The organism is Lacinutrix chionoecetis (genome assembly GCF_053604665.1).
The window spans coordinates 226116-247272 of sequence record NZ_JBSHNQ010000084.1 but is presented as its reverse complement, the minus strand read 5'-3'; the positions used below and the strand labels follow the sequence as shown (position 1 = coordinate 247272).

The following is a 21157-nucleotide window of genomic DNA, read 5'->3' as shown; positions in this document are numbered from 1 at the left end:
AATTTATGTTGTTTATAATACTTATTTTAAGCCACCAACCATATCTTCTGGTTTAACCCATTCGTCATATTCTTCGGCAGTAACATAGCCTAAATTTACAGCTTCGGTTTTTAAGGTCGTTCCGTTTTTATGAGCCGTATTGGCAATTTCGGCAGCTTTATAATAGCCAATTTTGGTGTTTAAAGCAGTTACAAGCATTAAAGAGTTGTTTAATAATTGCTTAATAACATCGTGATTAGGTTCTATTCCAGCCGCACAATGTTCTTCGAAACTAACACAAGCATCGCCAATTAATTGTGCGCTTTGTAAAATGTTAGCAGCCATCATTGGCTTGAAGACATTAAGTTCGTAATGGCCTTGAGTACCACCAACCGTTACAGCCACATCGTTACCCATAACTTGCGCGCAAACCATGGTTAATGCTTCGCATTGTGTTGGGTTTACTTTTCCAGGCATAATAGAACTTCCAGGCTCGTTTGCAGGAATAACTATTTCTCCAATTCCAGAACGTGGTCCAGAAGCCATCATCCTGATATCGTTAGCAATTTTGTTTAGAGCTACAGCCAATTGCTTTAATGCACCATGTGTTTCTACAATAGCATCATGTGCCGCTAAGGCTTCAAATTTATTATCGGCAGTTACAAATGGTAAATTGGTGAATTTTGCAATGTATTTTGCCACCAACACATCGTAACCTTTTGGAGTATTTAAACCTGTACCAACCGCTGTACCTCCAAGCGCCAACTCTGCTAAATGCGGCAAGGTGTTTTCTAAAGCTTTTAAGCCGTGGTCTAATTGCGACACGTATCCTGAAAATTCCTGACCTAAGGTTAACGGTGTGGCATCCATTAAATGGGTTCTCCCTATTTTAACCACGTCTTTAAAGGCTTGTGCTTTATCGTTTAAGGTGTTACGTAGTTTTATAACGCCAGGAATGGTATTTTCTACTACTTTTTTATAGGCTGCAATGTGCATTCCTGTTGGAAAGGTATCGTTAGACGATTGCGATTTGTTAACGTCGTCATTTGGCTGAATGGTTTTATCGCCTTCGCCAATAACTTTCCCCGCAATTTGGTGCGCTCTGTTTGCCACGACCTCATTAACATTCATGTTGCTTTGTGTACCAGAACCTGTTTGCCAGATTACTAAAGGAAATTGGTCGTCGTGCTTACCATCTAAAATTTCTTCGCAAACCTGTGCGATTAAATCGCGTTTATCGTTATCTAAAACACCTAACTCTGCATTAGTATAAGCAGCGGCTTTTTTTAAATAGGCAAAACCGTATACTATTTCCAAAGGCATTGAAGCAGGAGCACCAATTTTAAAATTATTTCTTGAACGTTCGGTTTGTGCTCCCCAAAGTTTATTGGCAGGCACTTTAACCTCACCCATTGTGTCTTTTTCTATTCTATATTCCATGTGTTTTTGGTTTGTTTTAGGATGGCGAATTTACGAAAATTTGAGGATTATTTTTAAATGAATGTTGATAAGTTTTAACAGGATTGAGATAGTTGTTGTTGAGTATCAATTCTATAAAAACTAACTTAAATTAAAGTGTGCTATAAAAGATTGCAATGAGTTTATATCAGCGAGCGATTAAATTAACTTCATATCCCTAAAAAGTAAACCCAATCTTTACACCACCATATTTGGCAGAATTTCCAGTTTTAAACTCGCGTGTAATGGCAGCACGCGAATATTCAAAATATAATGTTTTGGTTTTTAGTACAAGACCATAATGGTATTGCCCTGTAAAGCGTTCTATGTTGCTATTGCTTATAGTATAAGGGCTTTTTGTATTTATTAAGCCACCTTGTAAAGTAGCATCGTAACCAATTACAGAAACTATGGGTTGAAAATAGGCGTAGAGTTTAAAATGTTTGTCGGATTTTTTAACTGTAGAAAAAGGAGTGTCTATAATACCAAAGGTAGTATTAAAACCTATAGAAGCATTTGTAAATAATGTACCAACTTTAACAGTACTGTTAAGTAGAAGCGATACCAAATTGAGGTAGTGAAGTATTTGTTTTTCGTAGCCTATTTCATAATTAATAACGACATCGTTTTTAATCTGGTTTTTCCAACCTTTTGGGATTTTATTACCTGTGGCTTTGTGAATGCCAACCTGCATTTCTTCACCAAAAGCACCTGGACCTATAAGGCCTAAATTAAACGAAGATGCTATTCGCGATTTGTTATTGCTATTTGTGGTAATTTGCATGCTTTTAAGCATAATAGCAGCAGCAAAAGGTCTATCTCCAAACTGGATGGCTTCACTGACATAGTCGTTAGGTGTAAATCCAATATGCTCTATCGATAAGCCATATTTTTTGGTGCTGTTTTCAGCTTTTATGAACAAATTATTGATTGGGTTTTTTTCGAGACTTTCTAAAAATAATTCAAAATTATAACCTTGTGTGTAATTCTCATCTGTGGCAGCGAAATAATCGTTATCGTAATTAAACCTAAAATAGGTATTGCTATCGATATCGCGAAAAGATGCCATGTTGTCTATCTTTTGCGCATAAACGCTTGTAATACAGCAAAATGAAAATATAAGATAGAGGAGAGGTTTGTTCATATTTTACTTACGATTATTTGCGGTTACAGGTTTTTAAACAGTGCTTTAAATGTGTAATTAAATTAGCCGTTAACAACTCTGTTAATAATTACAAGGTTTATATTGTATAAAAAAACAGTTTGGCTTATCTTTGCCGTAAGATTTAAAACAAGACACTTCAATTATGTTCGAATTTGACCAATATTTAGGCTTTTTAGCATTCTTAACAATTTTAACCATAGGTTTTTGGTTAATGATTTTTTTATTAACTTTTGTTGTTCCTTACTGGATTGGTGGCAGTTTAATTGAACGTTTAAAAGAAATTAGAGACGAAAGAAAGGCTAAAAGAGAAGCTAATTTATAAACCACTGATAATTTTCAGGATTTATAATCATTATACAAACGATATAGAAAAGGGAACCTTAATTAAGGTTCCCTTTTGTTTTTTTAATGGTTTAATGGGAGCTATTGGCACTGTGGTTTAAGCATTTTTTATACGATTGCATCAATTGCACTTCCATTAAATGAAATCCCGTTTTAATATTTTTACGGGTTATTATTTATTATTTCTAACGCTTTTTCCAATGCTCTTTCTGATGCTATCTCAATAGTAGGATTAACACCATTTTGATCTAATCTTTCACCATCGTAAGTATAAAAATCTGCAATAGGAAGCATTAAAAGGTATTTACTATCTAAATTAAACCAGGTAGCTGCTAACATGGCTCCGGCTGTTTTTTCGCCTATAACCGTTGCATTTAAAGTGTTTTTTAAAGCATAAACAATGGGTTCACAAGTACTTCCCGTGTTATTATTGGTTAAAACATATAAGTTTCCAGAATAAATTTTATTGTCAGATTTTCGGAATACTAATTTAGCGCCTCTTCCTGTTTTTAAATCATTGCCAAACTCTTCAGTAGATTTAGGATGAAGCTCTGGCAGCGTTTCAAATAATTTTGGTTGAAAACCTGAGTACCGTAATTTATTGGTTATAAAGTAACCAACCTCAATATCCTTAACTGCTATGTGTTTAGCAAGTTCGAATGCAGCATCTATTCCACCACCACCATTATTCCTTAAATCAACTATAAGATTTTTATAATTTTTATTCTCTGTTATTTTAGGCAAAACTATTGATAACTCTTTTTGAGTTGTGCTAAAATTTTTAATTTTAATATAGGCTGTATTCGGGTTTTTTTCTTCAAAGATTACTGTTGATTCTCTAGTTAAACTTTCATTTACTATATTTTTTTCTTGTAATTTATCTTCGATGAAAATATTATAATGAGAAAATGGAAGTGATGAATTAAGCATACTAAAACCTATAAAAAATTCGATATCATCTTCAGCTTTTTTACAGAGTCTATTTAAATTATTTTGAAATTTCCGCCAGTCTTTAGATTCTAAAACTTGTTTTGAGTAGATATTATCTTTAGTAATATTTAATATTTTAGGATATAGGCTGGCGTAACTTATACTAGTTTCTTTAGATTTTAAGCCTTTTAACGATCCAATTACTATCGAGTCATTTTTTATAAACTCACCACTTAATGTATGTTGCGTTAAAATGCCTTTAAATTTTAACTTTCCAAATATTGGCAACGTAGTATTTCCAAATAAACTGTCACCAATTTTTTTTGTATCGATTTTTAATAAAACTCCTTTTTTGGGAGACTTTCCTAACAGCCTTCCTAATCTAGCTTTAAAGCCTCCAAATATTCTGGCATCGGCATTTTTAGGTGACGTAATCAAGTACTGATTTTTAGTATTTTCAATATTTAAAAATGTAGAAAAAATTGCACCTTCTCCAAAATCTAAATTGCTTTTCCAAACATTTTCGTTCGTTTGTGCAATTAAAAAGCTTATACTTAATACAAAATAAAGGGTTATATAATTTCTCATTAACTTATTGGTTTTTTCAAATCTCGTGATTATCTAATTTTTAACTCAAATCTATTAAGATAAAATGGTTAATCCATTACACAAAAGAGTAGTTATAAGATTTTAATATGTCTATAAGCTTAATGAGTAAATAAACTAAGCAAATAAATAATATCATTTTAAATAATATTTATATTTGATACAAAACCAACCTTATGTCTGATGTAAAAGATTTCTTTTCTTATGTAAATAGAATTCAAGAAGTTACGAAAGAAGATAGATTACAAGCGATTAATTACTTAGAATCTATCGATGCCCTTGCACGAACTACATACCAAAGTTTATATGTGGTTGATTATAAAGAGAAAGGGTTTGATTACGTTTCTGAGAACCCGTTATTTTTATGCGGTAATACTGCAGAAGAAGTAAAAAAAATGGGTTATGCGTTTTATTTTAAGCACGTAATGGAATCTGACTTAGAGCTTCTTTTAAAAATTAATAAAATTGGTTTTGAGTTTTATGAAAGAGTGCCCATGGAAGAGCGAAAAAATTATACGATATCTTACGATTTTCATTTAGTTAATAAAAAAGGTGAGAAAACGTTAATAAATCATGAAATGACACCTTTATTTATGACATCCGAAGGGAAATTATGGAAGGCTATAGCTTTGGTATCACTTTCTTCTAAAAAGCAGTCAGGAAACATTAGAGTGACTAACAGAAAAGATAAAAAAACATACAATTATAATATTGAGGGTGATTTTTGGAAAGAAAAAGAAGCCATTAATTTAACCAGTAGAGAGAAAGAGATTTTAAAACATTCTACAAGAGGCTACACAATAAATGAGATAGCTGAAGCAATATTTGTTTCTCCGGATACTGTAAAATTTCACAGAAAAAAACTATTTGAAAAATTAGAGGTTAAAAATATTTCTGAGGCTATTATTTATGCAACGAATAATAAATTGATTTAATTTAACCACTTAATTAAGTGCGACAAACGGCATTCATTTCTATCCTTCGAAATCATCATCTCCACCATCGAAACCACTGCTTCTTTGTGGTTTCTTTTTCTGGTTAAATCTGTAAGTAAACGATACATTTATTTGGCGTTGCCTCCATTGAAACTCACTGTAACGCTCAAAGAAATTTGTAGTTGTTGTAGATTGGTATTTTCTTGAATTTAAAAGATCTCTAACGTTAACAGATAGTGTTGCATTTTTATTAAGTATTTCCTTGCTAAATGCTAAATCTAAAGAGAAAATACCATCCGTATCAGATTGTGCGTCTTGTCTTGGACCTCTATAAAAGGCACTTGTTTGCCAATCTATTTCTAAAGGTAAAGTAACTTTGGAGCTAAACCTTGCAAACCAACTTGTGTTTTCTGTACTATAATCTACGCCGTTAAATGCACCATCAGTTTTAAATTGATAGATATTTGCGCTCGAATTTAAACGCAACCATTTATTAGGATTATACATTAATCCAAGTTCTGCTCCAGTACGTTGGTTAGTAGATAAATTTATAGGAATGGTTCTAATAATATCTATGCCATCTGTGGTTTGTTGGCCTGTGTTTTCTTGAACACGTTCGAAAGAATCGTTTTCATGTTGGTAGTAAACAGATGTTGTTAATGTTAGTTTTTCCCAACGTTTTAAATAGCCTAAATCGAATGTACTCGAAAAAGCAGGATTTAAATTAGGGTTCCCTTGAAATACATTTGTTCTACTAGAGCGTGAAGGAAAAGGGTTAATAAATCTACCACGAGGACGATTTATTCTTCGGTTATAACCGAGTGTAATACTTTCTTCGTCTCCACCTTCTGTAGTATTTAAGTTATAAATAAGGTTTACAGTAGGAAATAACCCTAAATAATTGTTGTTAAAGTCGGTATCGATAGGAAAACCAAAAGCATCATTTAATTCTTGCTCTGTTAAGAGTGATTCTATTTTTCCTTTTAATTGCGTGTTTTCTAACCTTAAACCTAATAAAAACGAAAACTTCCCTAACTTAGATCCGTATTGCGTATATAATGCGTTTACGTTTTCGGTATAATCAAAAATATTTGATATTGTTTCATTAATTTCTAAATTACCTGTCATTAGGTTTTCTTGATCTAATTGGTAGTCGGTAATATTGTTTTCAAAATTACCACGGTAACCAGCCTCAAAGCGGGAGTCTTCTCCTAATGGTAATACATAATCTGCTTGAAATAAAAATTCATTTTGTTTTTGGTTTGTAAATTCCTGCTCGATTTGAAATGGTTCTGGATTGGTTTGATTGGTGGTTATATAATTTTCATTTAAAAAAGTAAAACCATCTTCTATATCTTTTTCATATTGAAAATCTACTGTTAATTTGTGGTCTCTATCTTCACCAAATCGTTTCGCATAATTAAGGGCTATTTGATAACTGTTTTCTCCTTCCGTTTCCTTTTCCCTTCTTAGAGTTTCTTCTACAATTACATTATTGTTTAAACGCTCACTTAAATTTAAAGATACGTCAGCATCGCTTTTAAAATTATAAAATAAGCTACCAGTTAAAGAAGAGGTTTCGTTTAAAAAATACTCAATGCCAACATTAGCATTGTAGTTTCTATTTAAGCGGTCCACATCTTGATTTTCTATAATTCTTCTAAATTGAGGCTCGTTAAGAAAACCATCCTCATCTACAGTGTCAAAATAATTTACATCTAAAAAAGAGGTTCGTGGCGCATCGAAATAACGCCATCCAAAATTTGAAAATATATTATACTTTTCTCTTCTAAAATTTAATGCAGTAGAAACACCAACATTATCAGGATTACCAGCTGTAAGTGTAACAGAGCCATTGAATCCTAAGGTTTCCTTTTGTCTTAAAATAATGTTTAATATTCCTGCTGTACCTTCTGCATCGTATCTTGCCGAAGGTGAAGTAATAACTTCTACGCGCTCAATAGCTTCTGCAGGTAATTGACTTAAAATATTGCTGTCTCCAAAACCAGCCATAGCAGATGGCTTTCCATTAATTAAAATTCGAACGTTCTCATTTCCTCTAAGGCTTATAGCGCCTTCTAAATCTACAGTAACAGAGGGAACATTGTTTAAGGCATCGCTAACGGTGCCACCAGCGGTAGTTAAGTCTTTTCCTATATTATAAACTTTTTTATCGAGTTTAATTTCTACGGTAGTTTTTTCTGCTATAAGTTCTACTTCACTCAATGTAGTGGTGTTTTCTTCTAAGAAAATAGTTCCAAAATCGAAAGAATCGTTTACTTCTTTATTTTCAATTGTAATTTTTTTAAAGCTTATAAATTCGAACGAAATAGTGTAATTTCCGGGCTTTGTTGTAATGTTAAAATTGCCATTTTCGTTAGCTGTACCACCAGTAATTATTTTGCCATCTGTAGGGTCTGAGACAACTACAGTTGCCCATTCTAATGGTGTGTTGGTTTCCCTATCTATAATTTTTCCTTTTAAAGTAACTTCTTTTTGAGCTGACGCAAATAGTGAAAAAGCAATTATAAAAAGCGTAGACATCGTGGCTTTAAGCATATCTTATTTAAGTTTGTTTAGAATAAGATTGCAAAAATACCCTAAGGTTTAATCGTCTTTGGTTAAAGGTTTGTTAAAATAAAAAAGGATACTGTTAACTTAAAGATTGAGGGATGATATCGAATATTTTTCGAGCAGGTTTGCCAATAACAGCTTTCTCACCATTAATAATAATAGGACGCTCAATAAGCTCGGGATATTTAATCATGATTTGAATTAATTCGTCATCTGTAAACTTCATTTCTCCATCTAAAAGATGTTGAAATTTTTCTATCCATAGACTATCTTTCGTTCTAATTAACTCTATTGGAGATACGTTAAGTATTTTTATTATTTTCTTAAGTTTAGAGGTATCGAGAGGTTTGTCTCGATACTTAATTACCTGATGATCATGTTTACTCGTTTCTAATATTTCAAGGCATTTTTTAGAATCCTTCGATTCTGGATTGTGATATATTACTATCATATTTAGTTTAAGGGAATAAAGGGATTTGCTAATAATCAATTGTGTTGTGTTAGTTTAAGGGACTAACCTCTTGTTTTCATAATATTGTATTTATAAGTTCTGTTGGGCGACCAATTACAGCTTTATCTTTATTTATTATAATAGGTCTCTCTATTAGTTTTGGGTGTTCAATAAGTAATTTTATTAACTCGTTTTTAGATAATGCTAAAGACTTGTAATTCTCTTTCCAGATTTTCTCATTTTTACGCACTAAATCTATTGGTTCTATACCAAGTTTTTTAATGATATCGGTTAATTCTTTAACCGAAAGCGTATCTTCTAAATACTTAATAATTTCAAATGGTTTCCCAGAAGCGTCTAAATGCGCCACGCCAGCTCTGGATTTACTACATCTTGGGTTGTGGTATATTTTAATCATTTTAAAATTTATTTAATGGAAATTAACGGTTTTAATCAATTTATAATTCGTTAGAGTCTGTTGTTTGCTGTCCCATCATCATTAAGTATGCCTTTAAAAATGGTGTAATATCACCATCCATCACAGCTTCCACATTTCCAGTTTCATGAGCAGACCTAACATCTTTAACTAATTTATAGGGATGCATAACATAGTTTCTAATTTGGCTTCCCCATTCAATTTTCATTTTGCCAGCTTCAATATCGTCGCGCTGCGCCAGTTGTTTTTGCAGTTCAATTTCGTAGAGTTGAGACTTTAACATTTGTAAAGCTCTAGCTCTATTGTCGTGTTGCGAGCGTGTTTCACTACATGAAATTTGAATACCAGAAGGTTTGTGTGTTAGTTGAACTTTGGTTTCTACTTTGTTTACATTCTGTCCACCAGCACCACTGGAACGTGCGGTAGTAATATCTAAATCTGCAGGGTTTATTTCAATCTCTATAGAGTCGTCAACCAATGGATAAACATAAACCGAAGCAAAACTGGTGTGGCGCTTAGCATTACTATCAAATGGAGAAATACGCACCAATCTGTGCACACCATTTTCACCTTTAAGCCAGCCAAAGGCATAATCGCCTTCAATCTCTAAAGTTACTGTTTTTATACCTGCAACATCACCTTCTTGAAAATTAAGTTCTTTTACTTTAAATCCATTTTTTTCGGCATACATGAGATACATACGCATAAGCATTTGTGCCCAATCGCAACTCTCTGTACCTCCAGCTCCAGCAGTAATTTGAAGCACAGCACTAAGGCTGTCACCTTCTTCAGAAAGCATGTTTTTAAACTCTAAATCTTCTATGAGTGTTTGTGCTTTTTCAAATCTCTGTTCAACGTCTTGAGCAGTAGCTTCTTCCTCTTTATAGAAGTCATATATCACCTCTAAATCTTCAACAAATGTATTTGCAGTATTATAATCTTCTACCCATTTTTTCTTGGTACGAAGCGATTTCATTACCAATTCTGCGGCTTTAGAGTCGTTCCAAAAATCGGGAGCAAAAGTTTGTTCTTCTTCATTGCTAATTTCTATTAATTTAGCATCGATGTCAAAGATATTGCCTTAACAAAGTTAGGCGTTGTGAGAGATCTTTAATTTGATCCTGTGTTATCATTATATTTTAATTTAAAACAAAAATAGAATTTATAACATGGATATTGAAACTATTACTTACATATTTTATAGTTTTATGCTGAAATAAAAACAACCCATGAAAATAGATTTACGAAGTGATACAGTTACCAAACCATCAATAGAAATGTTGGATGCCATGATGCAGGCAAAAGTTGGGGATGATGTATATAAAGAGGATGAAACTGTTAACATACTCGAAGAACGTCTTGCAAACATGTTTGGTAAATCGCACGCCTTATTTTTTCCTAGTGGTACTATGGCAAACCAGACAGCAATTAAATTACATACCAATCCTGGAGACCAAGTAATTTGCGATAAGTATGCTCACATCTTCAATTACGAAGGAGGAGGCGCATCTTTTAATAGTGGCATATCATGTAAACTTATTGATGGCAGTCGTGGCATGTTTACAGCACAGCAAGTTGAGGAAGCGGTTAATCCACCAGATTTTTACCACAGTCCTTTAACCAAATTAGTCGCTGTAGAAAATACAACTAATAAAGGAGGAGGCGCTTGTTGGGATTATAATGAAATTTTAAAAATTAGAAAGGTATGCAACACACATCATTTAGGATTTCATTTAGATGGTGCCAGATTATGGAATGCCTTAGTTGTAAAAGAAGAATCCACAAAGGATTATGGTAAAGTGTTCGATACTATTTCTGTTTGTTTAAGTAAAGGTCTGGGATGCCCTGCTGGCTCCGTGTTAATTGGAGACGAGGATATTATGAAAAATGCAATTAGAATTAGAAAAATACTTGGCGGTGGTATGCGTCAGGTAGGATTTTTAGCAGCAGCAGGACTTTATGCTTTAGATAATAATATTGAAAAATTAAATGAAGACCATAAAAAAGCCAAGGAAATAGCATCTGTTTTACAAAATACAGCGTATATAAATAATGTAGAACCTGTAGAAACCAACATTGTAATTTTTACATTAAAAAAAGAATTTAACTACGAAGACTTTTTAGTTAAATTAAAAAGTAAGAATATTCATATTAGTAATATGGGAGGAGGAAAGCTAAGAATTGTAACACATTTGGATTATAATTCTACAATGCACGAGGTGGTTTTAAGTAGATTAAAAACATTTTAAATCTGTAGAGCGCTTGAAATTAGCAGATTATAATAACAAATTTACCCGAATAATTTTTAAACGAAATTATATGCCGTTTGTCGAATTAATACTGAAATTTTAACAATTATATGTCTTTATAATTTGATAACAGTTAATTTTACACGAAATTAGTGAACAGACTAAAAACAACTTTTTAGTTAATTAATCTTAAAAATAACCATTAAAATTCTCAAAAAAATGAAAAAAGCATTACTAACAATCTTATCTTTTGTAGTCTGCACAGTAGCATTCGCACAAGATTTACCAACAAATCCTGAACCAGGAAAATGTTATGTGCGTTGTGTAACACCAGACGTATGGGTAAATCAAGATGTGACTATTCAAGTGGCACCAGCTTACAAAAAATTACAAGTAGTTCCTGCACAGTACAGGACAGAAAACGAAGAAGTTGTTGTTCAATCTGCTGGTCAAGAATTAACAGTTGTACCTGCACAATATGAAACTCAAACTTTCGAAGTTACTGTTCAAGGTCCTGGACAAAGACTTGAAAAAGTTGCTGGTTCTACAGATACTACAACAGAGGAAATGGTAATCCAACCAGGATACCAGGAATTATCAGTTGTACCTGCACAATACGAAACACAAAATTTTGAAGTAACATCTTCAGAAGGTGGACAAACACTTTCTGTAGTTCCTGCGCAATTAGGTACAGAAACTTTTGAAGTTGTTGTTAAAGAAGCAAGTCAACGTTTAGAGGTTGTTCCTGCACAATATGAGACAAGAACAGAAACTGTTGTTGTACAACAGGCTTACCAAGAGTTAAGAACGGTTCCAGCTCAATATGAAACAAGAACAGAGACTGTTGTTGTTACAGAAGCAGGACAGCGTATGGAAGTAGTACCAGCAAAATGGGCTACAGAAAATGTAGAAGTGGTAATTCAGCCTGCATCTACAAGATTAGAAATTGTACCAGCTCAATATGGTACAGAAAATGTAGAAGTTGTTGTTAAAGAAGCAAGTCAACGTTTAGAAGTTATTCCTGCACAATGGGGAACAGAAACTTTATCTTATAAGAAAAGAGAATATGGTAACACATTATCTGTAGTACCAGCTAAGTTTTCTACAGATTACCAAGTAATTGAAACTAAGCCTGCAACGGCTAAATGGGGAATGAGTGATACTCCAGCTGCAGATTGTGCATCAAGCGATCCTAACGATTGTAGATACTGGTGTTACACAAATGTACCAGCTCAAAACATTACGGTTAATACTACTACTTTAGCAGCAGATGCTCAGGTGATAACAAAGCCAGGTTGTGATACAGCCTCTGGTAACAATAGCGATGATTGTGGTATGGGAACATACACAAGAAGAGTTGTACAAACTCCTGCAACAACAAGAGTAATAGATATTCCTGCAGTAACTAAAACAGTTAAGAAAACTGTTATGACGCAACCAGCAACAACAAGAACGATTGAAATTCCTGCTGTTACTAAAACAATTAAGAAAACTGTAATGGTTTCTCCTGCAACAACAAGAGTTGTAGATATTCCTGCTGTTACTAAAGAAGTTACAAGAAGAGTAATGGTTACTCCTCCAACAACTACAGCGGTTGATATTCCAGCAGTAACTAAGCAAGTTGAGCGTACTGTAATGGTAACACCTCCAACAACAAGAGTTGTAGAGATTCCTGCAGTAACAAAAACAATGAAGCGTACTGTTTTACAAACTCCGGCAACAACAAGAGTTACAGAAATTCCTGCAGTTACAAAAACAATGAAGCGTACTGTAATGGTGACACCACCAACTACAAGAGCTATAGATGTTCCAGCTAAAACTACAACTATTAGAAAAACAATTGTTTCTCCAGAAACAACAAGAGTGGTAGATATTCCAGCCGTAACAGAAACGATGAAGCGTACCGTAATGACTGCACCTCCAACTACAAGAGCTATTGACGTTGCGCAAAAAACAGCATCTTTAAAAAGAACTGTTTTAGCGAGCGATGCTAGAGTAGAAGAAGTTACAATACCAGCAGTTAATAAAACGATTACTAAAGAAGTTTTACAAACAAAAGGTGGTTTAACGACTTGGAAAGAAGTTGACTGTAAAATTGTTGAGTATAACGATCTTAACATAAACTGGAACTTAGGTTCTGCAACTTTAACTGGTGCTGCTAAAGCTGAAATAGATGCTAAATTATTACCAGTATTACAAGATGGTGTATCAGTAGAAATTGCTTCTCATACAGATTCAAGAGGTTCTGCTGCTTCAAACCGTTCTTTATCTGAAAGAAGAGCACAAGCTGTAACTAACTACTTAATCTCTAAAGGAATTAATTCTTCAAGAATTGTTTCTAATGGATATGGTGAGTCAAGATTAGCTAACAGATGTTCTGATGGTGTATCTTGTACAGAAAGCGAGCACTTAGCAAACAGAAGAACTCAGTTTAGAGTTATCAATGCTAATTAAATTGTAATTCTTATTTCATTTATATATAAAAAGAAGCCTTCGGGCTTCTTTTTTGTTTCTGTTTAAAATAGAATAAATCAAAAACCAAATCTTAATTTTGAGTTTAGCATGTTAAGCTCAAAGTGGATGATGTCATGAATGAGATTAATATAAATTAAAGCCTCGTACAATTTAAGTTGTACGAGGCTTTATAAAATAGATACAGTAGATACCTTTTACTTAAACATATCCATACCTGGAATATTTGGCATACCATCTTTTGCTACTGCAGCAACCTCTGTTTCATGAACCTTTGTTGCTTCTGCTATAGCTTTATTTAAAGTTAAAATAAGATAATCTTCAAGTTGATCTTTATCTTCTAATAAAGTATCATCCATTACAATCGATTTTATGGTGTTATTAGCGGTTACAGTTACTTTTAATAAACCATCATTACTTTGTTTATCTATTAAAACAGTATGTAATCTTTCTTTAGTATCTTCTACTTTTTTTTGGGTTTCTTTAAGTTTTCCCATTAAATCTCCAAACATAAACTATTATTTTAGGTGTTAAAGCTACAAATTTATTAAATAGATAAGTTAATAACCAATTTAATATCTATTGAAAAATCTCATATTTATATTAGCTTTAAGTTTTACTTTTGTCTTTTATTGAAAATAAAATCAAAACATGTCTGAGTCAACAATAGTAGTAAGTCCTCCAATTGCAAAAAAAATAGAAAGGAAATTAAACAAGCATAACGATATACGTGTTGATAATTACTTCTGGATGAATGATAGAGAAGATCAAGAGGTGATTGACCATCTTAAAGCAGAAAATGCTTATACCAAGTCAGTACTAAAACATACCGAAGCATTCCAGAAAGATTTGTTTGAAGAGATGAAAGGTAGAATTAAAGAAGATGATAGTTCTGTACCTTACAAATTAAATGGTTATTGGTACGTAACAAAATACAAGAAAGGCAAAGATTACCCAATCTACACAAGAAAAAAAGCATCGTTAAATGCGAAGGAAGAAATTTTATTCGATTGTAACGAAATGGCAAAAGAACATGCTTATTTTAAATTAGGTGGTATTTCTGTTAGCCCAGATAATACCATGGCGAGTTTTGCCATAGATACTGTAAGTAGAAGACAATATACACTTCAAATTAAAAACCTAAATACTGGAGAAATCTTTTCAGATAAAATTGAAAATACAACTGGGAGTTCTACTTGGGCAAATGACAACAAAACATTGTTTTACACCAAAAAAGATGAAGTGACCTTACGTTCTAACAAGATCTATAAACATAAGCTGTACACAGATGTTGTTAAAGATGAGTTAGTTTATAATGAAACGGATGAAACCTTTAATTCTTTTGTTTATAAAACTAAATCAAAAAAGTACATTATTATTGGCTCTTCGAGTACGCTTACTTCAGAATATCGCATATTAAATGCCAATACACCAGATGAAGAGTTTAAAATATTTCAGAAAAGAGTAAGAGAACTTGAATATTCTATAGCACATTATGAAGAGAGTTTTTATATTATCACTAATAAAGATGGAGCGACTAATTTTAAGCTTCAAAAAACACCAGAAACTAACACCGACATAAAAAACTGGGAAGATGTAATACCACACAGAAATGACGTTTTATTAGAAGACATCGAAATTTTTAGTGACTATCTGGTTGTTAACGAACGTGAAAACGGATTAAATAACATAAGGATTATAAGTTGGAATGGCCAAGAAGATTATTATTTACCATTCGATAATGAAACCTATACAGCAAGTCTGGGTAATAATCCAGATTTTAATAGTAATGAACTTAGGTATAGCTACAATTCACTAACAACACCCAATTCTGTAATAGATTATAACTTTAAAACGAAAACTAAAACTATTAAAAAAGAGCAGGAGGTTTTAGGTGGACAATTTAATAAAGATAATTACGAATCTAAACGTATTTGGGCAACCGCCAGAGATGGAGTAAAAATACCAATGTCTATTGTATATAAAAAAGGGATAATTTTAAATGGTAAGAACCCAGTTTTACAATATGCATACGGATCTTATGGAGCGACTATGGACCCTTATTTTTCAACCATTAGATTAAGTTTATTAGACAGAGGCTTTATTTACGTTATTACGCATATTAGAGGTGGCGAATATTTAGGCCGAGAATGGTATGAACATGGTAAATTATTAAAAAAAATGAACACGTTTACCGATTTTATAGATTGTTCTAAATTTTTAATAGCCCAAAACTATACCTCGCCCGAACATTTGTATGCAATGGGAGGAAGCGCTGGAGGTTTATTAATAGGCACTATAATTAATTTAAATCCAGAACTCTATAATGGTGCGATTGCTGCAGTACCTTTTGTAGATGTCGTTACAACAATGTTAGATGATACTATTCCTTTAACAACAGGTGAATATGATGAATGGGGAAACCCAAACGATAAAAAATATTATAATTACATGAAATTGTATTCGCCGTACGATAATGTAAAAAGGAGAAATTATCCTCATTTATTAGTAACAACAGGATTGCATGATTCGCAAGTACAATACTTCGAACCAGCAAAATGGGTAGCCAAATTACGAGAATTAAAAACAGACTCAAATAAATTATTATTTCATATAGATATGGAAGCAGGACATGGTGGTGCATCTGGACGTTTTGAAAGTTTAAAAGAAGTCGCTTTGGAATATGCTTTTTTACTCGATTTAGAAGGAATTACTCATTAAATAAAAATTTCTTATTTTTGCGAGGTTTTATGTTACATTTAATAATCTCATGTAGCATAACAAATTATTTTTTATGGCACAAAGTAAACAAGTTTTTGATAATGTATTAGACCTCATTGGCAATACACCATTGATAAAACTAAAAAAAATGACTTCGGAATTTAAAGGTAACTTTTTAGCTAAAGTTGAAGCTTTTAATCCAGGGCACTCTTCAAAAGATAGAATAGCATTATACATCATTGAGCAAGCTGAAAAGCAAGGTATTATAAAGCCAGGTGACACCATTATCGAAACAACTTCTGGTAATACTGGTTTTAGTATTGCCATGGTAAGCGTAATAAAAGGATACGATTGTATTTTGGCAGTAAGTTCTAAATCTTCGGCAGATAAAATAGATATGCTTAAAAACATGGGTGCTAAAGTGTATGTCTGTCCGGCAAATGTAAGTGCAGACGATCCAAGATCATATTATCAGGTAGCAAAACGTTTACATGAGGAAATTAAAGGTTCGGTATATATTAACCAATATTTCAATCAGTTAAATATAGATGCTCACTACGCATCAACAGGTCCAGAAATATGGAATCAAACTGAAGGTAAAATTACACATTTAGTAGCGTGTAGCGGAACCGGAGGAACAATTTCTGGTACAGCAAAATACTTAAAGGAACAAAACCCAGACATTAAAATTATTGGAGTTGATGCATTTGGATCTGTACTGAAGAAATATCATGAAACTAAAGAATTCGATGCTAAGGAAATATACCCTTATAGAATTGAAGGTTTAGGGAAAAATTTAATTCCGTCTGCAACAGATTTTGATGCTATAGATAAATTTGTAAAAGTAACAGACGAGGAAAGCGCACATACAGCAAGAGAAATTGCAAAAACCGAAGGTCTTTTTGTAGGTTATACATCTGGTGCAGCAATGCAGGCAATTAAGCAGTTAAATGCAGAGGGAGAATTTAAAACTTCAGACAATATTGTCGTTATTTTTCCAGATCATGGATCGCGTTATATGAGTAAAATTTACAGCGATAAATGGATGAGTGATCAAGGTTTTTTCGACAGTAAAAATGTAGAAACTGCAAAAGGTATAGAATACGTTAAATAAAATTAATATTAAAATACTCGAAAGCTGATACTTCGAAAAAAAGTATCAGCTTTTTTATGTTAATAATAGAATTAAAAAATGTTATGCAAAAAACCGAGAATTGTGTAATTTTGTAAATTCTAAACTAACAAAACAACAAATGAAAGATTTATTTGCAAAAATATATAAGGATAAAGGGCCATTAGGCAAATGGGCAGAGCAAGCGGAAGGTTATTTTGTGTTTCCTAAATTAGAAGGAGAAATTTCTAACCGAATGAAGTTTCAGGGTAAAGACGTTATTACATGGAGTATTAACGATTATTTAGGCCTGGCAAACCATCCAGACGTTCGTAAAGTAGATGCAGAAGCTGCAGCTGCCTATGGTTCGGCTTACCCAATGGGAGCGCGTATGATGTCTGGTCACACAGAACTACACGAACAATTGCAAAATGAGTTGGCAGAATTTGTTAATAAAGAAGCAGCTTACCTTCTAAATTTTGGCTATCAAGGAATGGTTTCTACCGTTGATGCTTTAGTAGCTAAAGACGACATTATAGTTTACGATGTAGATGCGCATGCTTGTATAATTGATGGTGTACGTTTACATATGGGTAAACGTTTTACTTACAAACATAACGATGTTGAAAGTTTAGAGAAAAATTTAGAGCGTGCTACTAAAATGGCCGAACAAACAGGCGGAGGAATTTTAGTGATTTCTGAAGGTGTGTTTGGAATGCGTGGAGAGCAAGGTCGTTTAAAAGAAATTGTAGCACTTAAAAAGAAATTTAATTTCAGATTATTTGTAGACGATGCTCATGGTTTTGGAACCTTAGGAAAAACAGGAGCAGGAGCTGGTGAAGAGCAAGGCGTACAAGAAGATATTGATGTATATTTTGCAACCTTTGCTAAGTCTTTAGCAAGTACAGGTGCTTTTATTGCGGCAGATCAGGAAGTTATAGATTACTTAAAGTATAACTTACGCTCGCAAATGTTTGCCAAATCTTTACAAATGCAATTAGTTGTAGGTGCATTAAAGCGATTGGATATGTTACGTACAATGCCTGAGTTAAAAGAAAACTTATGGAAAATTGTCAACGCCCTTCAATCTGGTTTAAAAGAACGTGGTTTCGATATTGGTACAACACAAAGTTGTGTTACACCTGTTTACCTAAATGGTAGTATTCCAGAAGCTATGGCTTTAGTAAGAGACTTACGCGAAAATTATGGAATTTTCTGTTCTATAGTGGTGTACCCTGTAATTCCAAAAGGATTAATTTTATTACGAATGATCCCAACAGCAACTCATACTTTACAAGATGTTACAGAAACATTAGATGCTTTTGATGCAATTAGAACACGATTAGAAAATGGCACGTATAAGAGGATGTCTGCCGCTTTAATAAAAGCAATGGGAGAGTAGCTTTACATCTCAAAATAATTAAATACAAAAATCCAATGCGTTTGCATTGGATTTTTGTGTTATTAATATTGAATAGGCTTCTTATAAGTTTTTCTCCGCTTTACAACCACAGGATCAAAATGCTTCCAGATTTTATGTATGGCTTCGTTTTCTTCTAATTCAGGAGTTCTGTAACAATCTATAATTCCTTTCTTTACAAAGGTTTCGTAATACTCGTTAAAAATTAAGGCATGTACGCCTTTATTTTGATAATCAGGATGCACACCAATTAAATAAAAAACAACGTCTTTGCTCGATTTTTTTGCTTTCAATAATTTAGCAAATCCAAATGGAAATAGTTTACCATTCATTTCCTGTAAGGCATAGGCAAACCTTGGCATGACTATAGCAAAAGCAATCATGTTATCATTTTCATCTACTATAAACTTGATGTATTCTGGGTTTACAAACGAAATAAACTTTTTCTTAAAGTACTCTTTTTGTATGTCTGTTATTTCAACAAAAGAAGCTAATTTTCCGTATGATTTGTTAAACAAATCGAACATCTTATCTGCATAAGGCATAACCTCTGATGTCTTGGTAAGTTGCAGTGCTCTTAACTTATAACGTCTTTTAATGAGTTCTTGGGCCTTTTTAAAAAATTCTGGTTTTACGTTTTTAAACGGAAATTTGCTCTCAGAATAATTTTTGGCAATTGTATACCCTAAAGCTTCATAGTGCTTAATATAGTACTCATGATTGTACCAGGTAATCATATTACTTACTTGATCGAAACCTTCGGTCATTACGCCAACTTTATCCAAATTTGAAAATCCAACAGGGCCTTCAGTGTATTCAAGATTGTGTGCCTTACCTATTTTTTCGACTTGCTCAAGCAAAGCTTTAGAAACTTCTAAATCATCAATAAAATCGAACCAGCCAAAACGCATTTTTTTCTGGTTTTGATTTTTAACTTCTAACCAATTTATAATGGCAGCTACGCGTCCTACAAGTTTACCTTCTTTGTAGGCTAAAAGAAAAGTAGCTTCAGCATCATTAAAAATAGGGTTTTTCTTTTTATTAAAAGTTTGTAATTCTTGATTAATAATAGGAGGGACCCAGTATTTTGAGTCCTTATAGAGCGAAAATGGAAACTTTACAAAGGCTTTTAAATCCTTATTATTTACGGCTTTTTTAATTGTAATCATGCGCGTTACTCGTTATCAAAATCAATTATCTGCGTTTCTTTTTTTCGTTTATTATCGCCATCGGGAGCATCGTCATCTTTATCTTTATTTCTTTTTTTACGTTTTCTATTAGCCTTACGTTCGGCTTCTTCTTCGGCAGATGTACCGTTGTCCATTTCTGGATCTTTATGAAAATCTAAACGGTAAGATACACCAAAGTTCACTCCAAATACAGACGGTGTGTCTTTAGTGTTAAACGTGAGTGCTGTGTCTAACTGAAAATTTCTGTTCCATAAATAGGCACCACCAAATCTAAACAAATTATCGGCATAAAAATCACTTTGAATTCCTTGGGTTTCACCAAACAATACCCATTGCTCATTTATTGCTTTTGTAAGTGTTAATATATATTGAAAATCTGAAAAATCTGTACCTATTCTGTCTTTAGAGAAATTCATTACAAAAACCCATCCACTGGAAAAATTATGTTGTGTAGCAAGCATGACTTTTGGGCTAAAACCTTCAACTCCTGGCGCTGTGTATGGATTATCTTTAGAGTCAAAATTAGCACCAACATATATGGCTGCTGCAGGAATTAAATCGCTCCACTTAAATCGTCTATTAGCATGATAACTGTATAAATTTGGTTTTTCTTCTCCACGTTTTTTATAAGGATCGTAGAATAAGTATTTAGCTCCTAAGGTTAGGTTCTTAAAATTGGCACGCTCAAATTCCGCAGGAATTGCCGAACGAAAATCAGTTTGTGTATCGTTTTGATAGGTAGCTTCAATATTAATCTCTAGCTGCGGTAAAAGTAAACCGTAACGCGCTGCGACATCCACACCAAAACCAGATACTTCGTATTTTAAAGGCGTGTGTTCTTCTTTAACTATATATGGGCCAGCTTCAAACTGTACTACGTTTGTTCCTACTGAAAATGCAGATCGCGACACACCAGGACGGTTAGAGTTTATAACTTCTGTATACTGCGCCTGTACTGTTAAACCAGTAGCAAACAGAATAAATATTAAATAGGTTTTATTAAAAAACATAAGTTTTAGGTTTAGCTCCAAATATAGAGATTTTATATTTTTTTTAAGTATTTAAATCTGAAATTACTATCTAAGTGTTGTATTTTTGTAGGACAACATTTTATTAAA

At 33.0% G+C, this 21157-nt stretch carries 17 protein-coding genes; 7 read left to right on the top strand and 10 right to left on the bottom strand.

What is annotated here, in order from left to right; all coding sequences use genetic code 11:
* Positions 1-21 precede the first annotated feature (21 nt).
* A complete protein-coding gene (gene fumC / locus ACVC43_RS10995) occupies positions 22-1419 on the bottom strand; it encodes a class II fumarate hydratase (RefSeq protein WP_452224571.1) in 1398 nt (465 codons plus the stop codon).
* A gap of 196 nt (positions 1420-1615) precedes the next feature.
* Positions 1616-2581 (bottom strand): lipid A deacylase LpxR family protein, encoded by a 966-nt coding sequence (locus tag ACVC43_RS10990; RefSeq protein WP_452224570.1) that lies wholly within the window; start codon positions 2579-2581, stop codon positions 1616-1618.
* Between the two features lie 163 nt (positions 2582-2744).
* Between ACVC43_RS10990 and ACVC43_RS10985 the strand changes: the two genes are divergently transcribed.
* Positions 2745-2924, top strand: a complete 180-nt coding sequence (locus ACVC43_RS10985; protein ID WP_452224569.1) for a hypothetical protein — start codon at positions 2745-2747, stop codon at positions 2922-2924.
* Between the two features lie 182 nt (positions 2925-3106).
* On the opposite strand, the gene ACVC43_RS10980 is transcribed toward ACVC43_RS10985, so the two are convergent.
* Entirely contained in the window at positions 3107-4462 is a 1356-nt protein-coding gene (locus ACVC43_RS10980) for a S41 family peptidase (RefSeq protein ID WP_452224568.1), read from the bottom strand.
* Between the two features lie 194 nt (positions 4463-4656).
* Between ACVC43_RS10980 and ACVC43_RS10975 the strand changes: the two genes are divergently transcribed.
* On the top strand, positions 4657-5415 hold the full coding sequence (locus ACVC43_RS10975; protein WP_452224567.1) for a response regulator transcription factor: 759 nt from the start codon (positions 4657-4659) through the stop codon (positions 5413-5415).
* A gap of 39 nt (positions 5416-5454) precedes the next feature.
* Here the strand turns inward: ACVC43_RS10975 and ACVC43_RS10970 are convergent, their stop codons facing one another.
* The 4 genes from ACVC43_RS10970 to prfB all read right to left on the bottom strand — a co-directional run bounded on the left by ACVC43_RS10970 (position 5455) and on the right by prfB (position 10009).
* Positions 5455-7974, bottom strand: coding sequence for a TonB-dependent receptor domain-containing protein (locus tag ACVC43_RS10970; RefSeq protein WP_452224566.1), 2520 nt, complete (start codon positions 7972-7974; stop codon positions 5455-5457).
* Between the two features lie 94 nt (positions 7975-8068).
* Positions 8069-8440: an ArsC/Spx/MgsR family protein gene (locus ACVC43_RS10965; protein WP_452224565.1), complete on the bottom strand. Its 372-nt coding sequence runs from the start codon at positions 8438-8440 to the stop codon at positions 8069-8071.
* Between the two features lie 76 nt (positions 8441-8516).
* Positions 8517-8858, bottom strand: coding sequence for an arsenate reductase (glutaredoxin) (gene arsC, locus ACVC43_RS10960; RefSeq protein ID WP_452224564.1), 342 nt, complete (start codon positions 8856-8858; stop codon positions 8517-8519).
* Between the two features lie 40 nt (positions 8859-8898).
* Positions 8899-10009 (bottom strand): peptide chain release factor 2 gene (prfB, locus tag ACVC43_RS10955; protein WP_452224563.1). Its coding sequence is split into 2 segments (ribosomal slippage): positions 8899-9945 and positions 9947-10009, totalling 1110 coding nucleotides; the frame shifts between segments, so codons are not numbered across the junction.
* Positions 10010-10105: 96 nt separating this feature from the next.
* On the opposite strand from prfB, the gene ACVC43_RS10950 reads away from it, so the two are divergent.
* Entirely contained in the window at positions 10106-11125 is a 1020-nt protein-coding gene (locus tag ACVC43_RS10950) for a threonine aldolase family protein (RefSeq protein ID WP_452224562.1), read from the top strand.
* A 219-nt stretch (positions 11126-11344) separates the two neighbouring features.
* Positions 11345-13579, top strand: a complete 2235-nt coding sequence (locus ACVC43_RS10945; protein ID WP_452224561.1) for an OmpA family protein — start codon at positions 11345-11347, stop codon at positions 13577-13579.
* Between the two features lie 215 nt (positions 13580-13794).
* Here the strand turns inward: ACVC43_RS10945 and ACVC43_RS10940 are convergent, their stop codons facing one another.
* A complete protein-coding gene (locus tag ACVC43_RS10940; protein WP_452224560.1) occupies positions 13795-14109 on the bottom strand; it encodes a YbaB/EbfC family nucleoid-associated protein in 315 nt (104 codons plus the stop codon).
* Positions 14110-14248: 139 nt separating this feature from the next.
* Here ACVC43_RS10940 and ACVC43_RS10935 point away from each other — a divergent pair, with 139 nt between their 5' ends.
* The 3 genes from ACVC43_RS10935 to ACVC43_RS10925 all read left to right on the top strand — a co-directional run bounded on the left by ACVC43_RS10935 (position 14249) and on the right by ACVC43_RS10925 (position 18831).
* Entirely contained in the window at positions 14249-16318 is a 2070-nt protein-coding gene (locus ACVC43_RS10935; protein ID WP_452224559.1) for a S9 family peptidase, read from the top strand.
* A 73-nt stretch (positions 16319-16391) separates the two neighbouring features.
* Positions 16392-17432: a PLP-dependent cysteine synthase family protein gene (locus ACVC43_RS10930; protein WP_452224558.1), complete on the top strand. Its 1041-nt coding sequence runs from the start codon at positions 16392-16394 to the stop codon at positions 17430-17432.
* Positions 17433-17571: 139 nt separating this feature from the next.
* Complete coding sequence (locus ACVC43_RS10925) at positions 17572-18831, top strand: aminotransferase class I/II-fold pyridoxal phosphate-dependent enzyme (RefSeq protein ID WP_452224557.1); 1260 nt, start codon at positions 17572-17574, stop codon at positions 18829-18831.
* A gap of 62 nt (positions 18832-18893) precedes the next feature.
* Here the strand turns inward: ACVC43_RS10925 and ACVC43_RS10920 are convergent, their stop codons facing one another.
* Positions 18894-20018: a GTP cyclohydrolase gene (locus ACVC43_RS10920; protein WP_452224556.1), complete on the bottom strand. Its 1125-nt coding sequence runs from the start codon at positions 20016-20018 to the stop codon at positions 18894-18896.
* 5 nt (positions 20019-20023) lie between these two features.
* Positions 20024-21049: a transporter gene (locus tag ACVC43_RS10915; protein ID WP_452224555.1), complete on the bottom strand. Its 1026-nt coding sequence runs from the start codon at positions 21047-21049 to the stop codon at positions 20024-20026.
* Positions 21050-21157 lie beyond the last annotated feature (108 nt).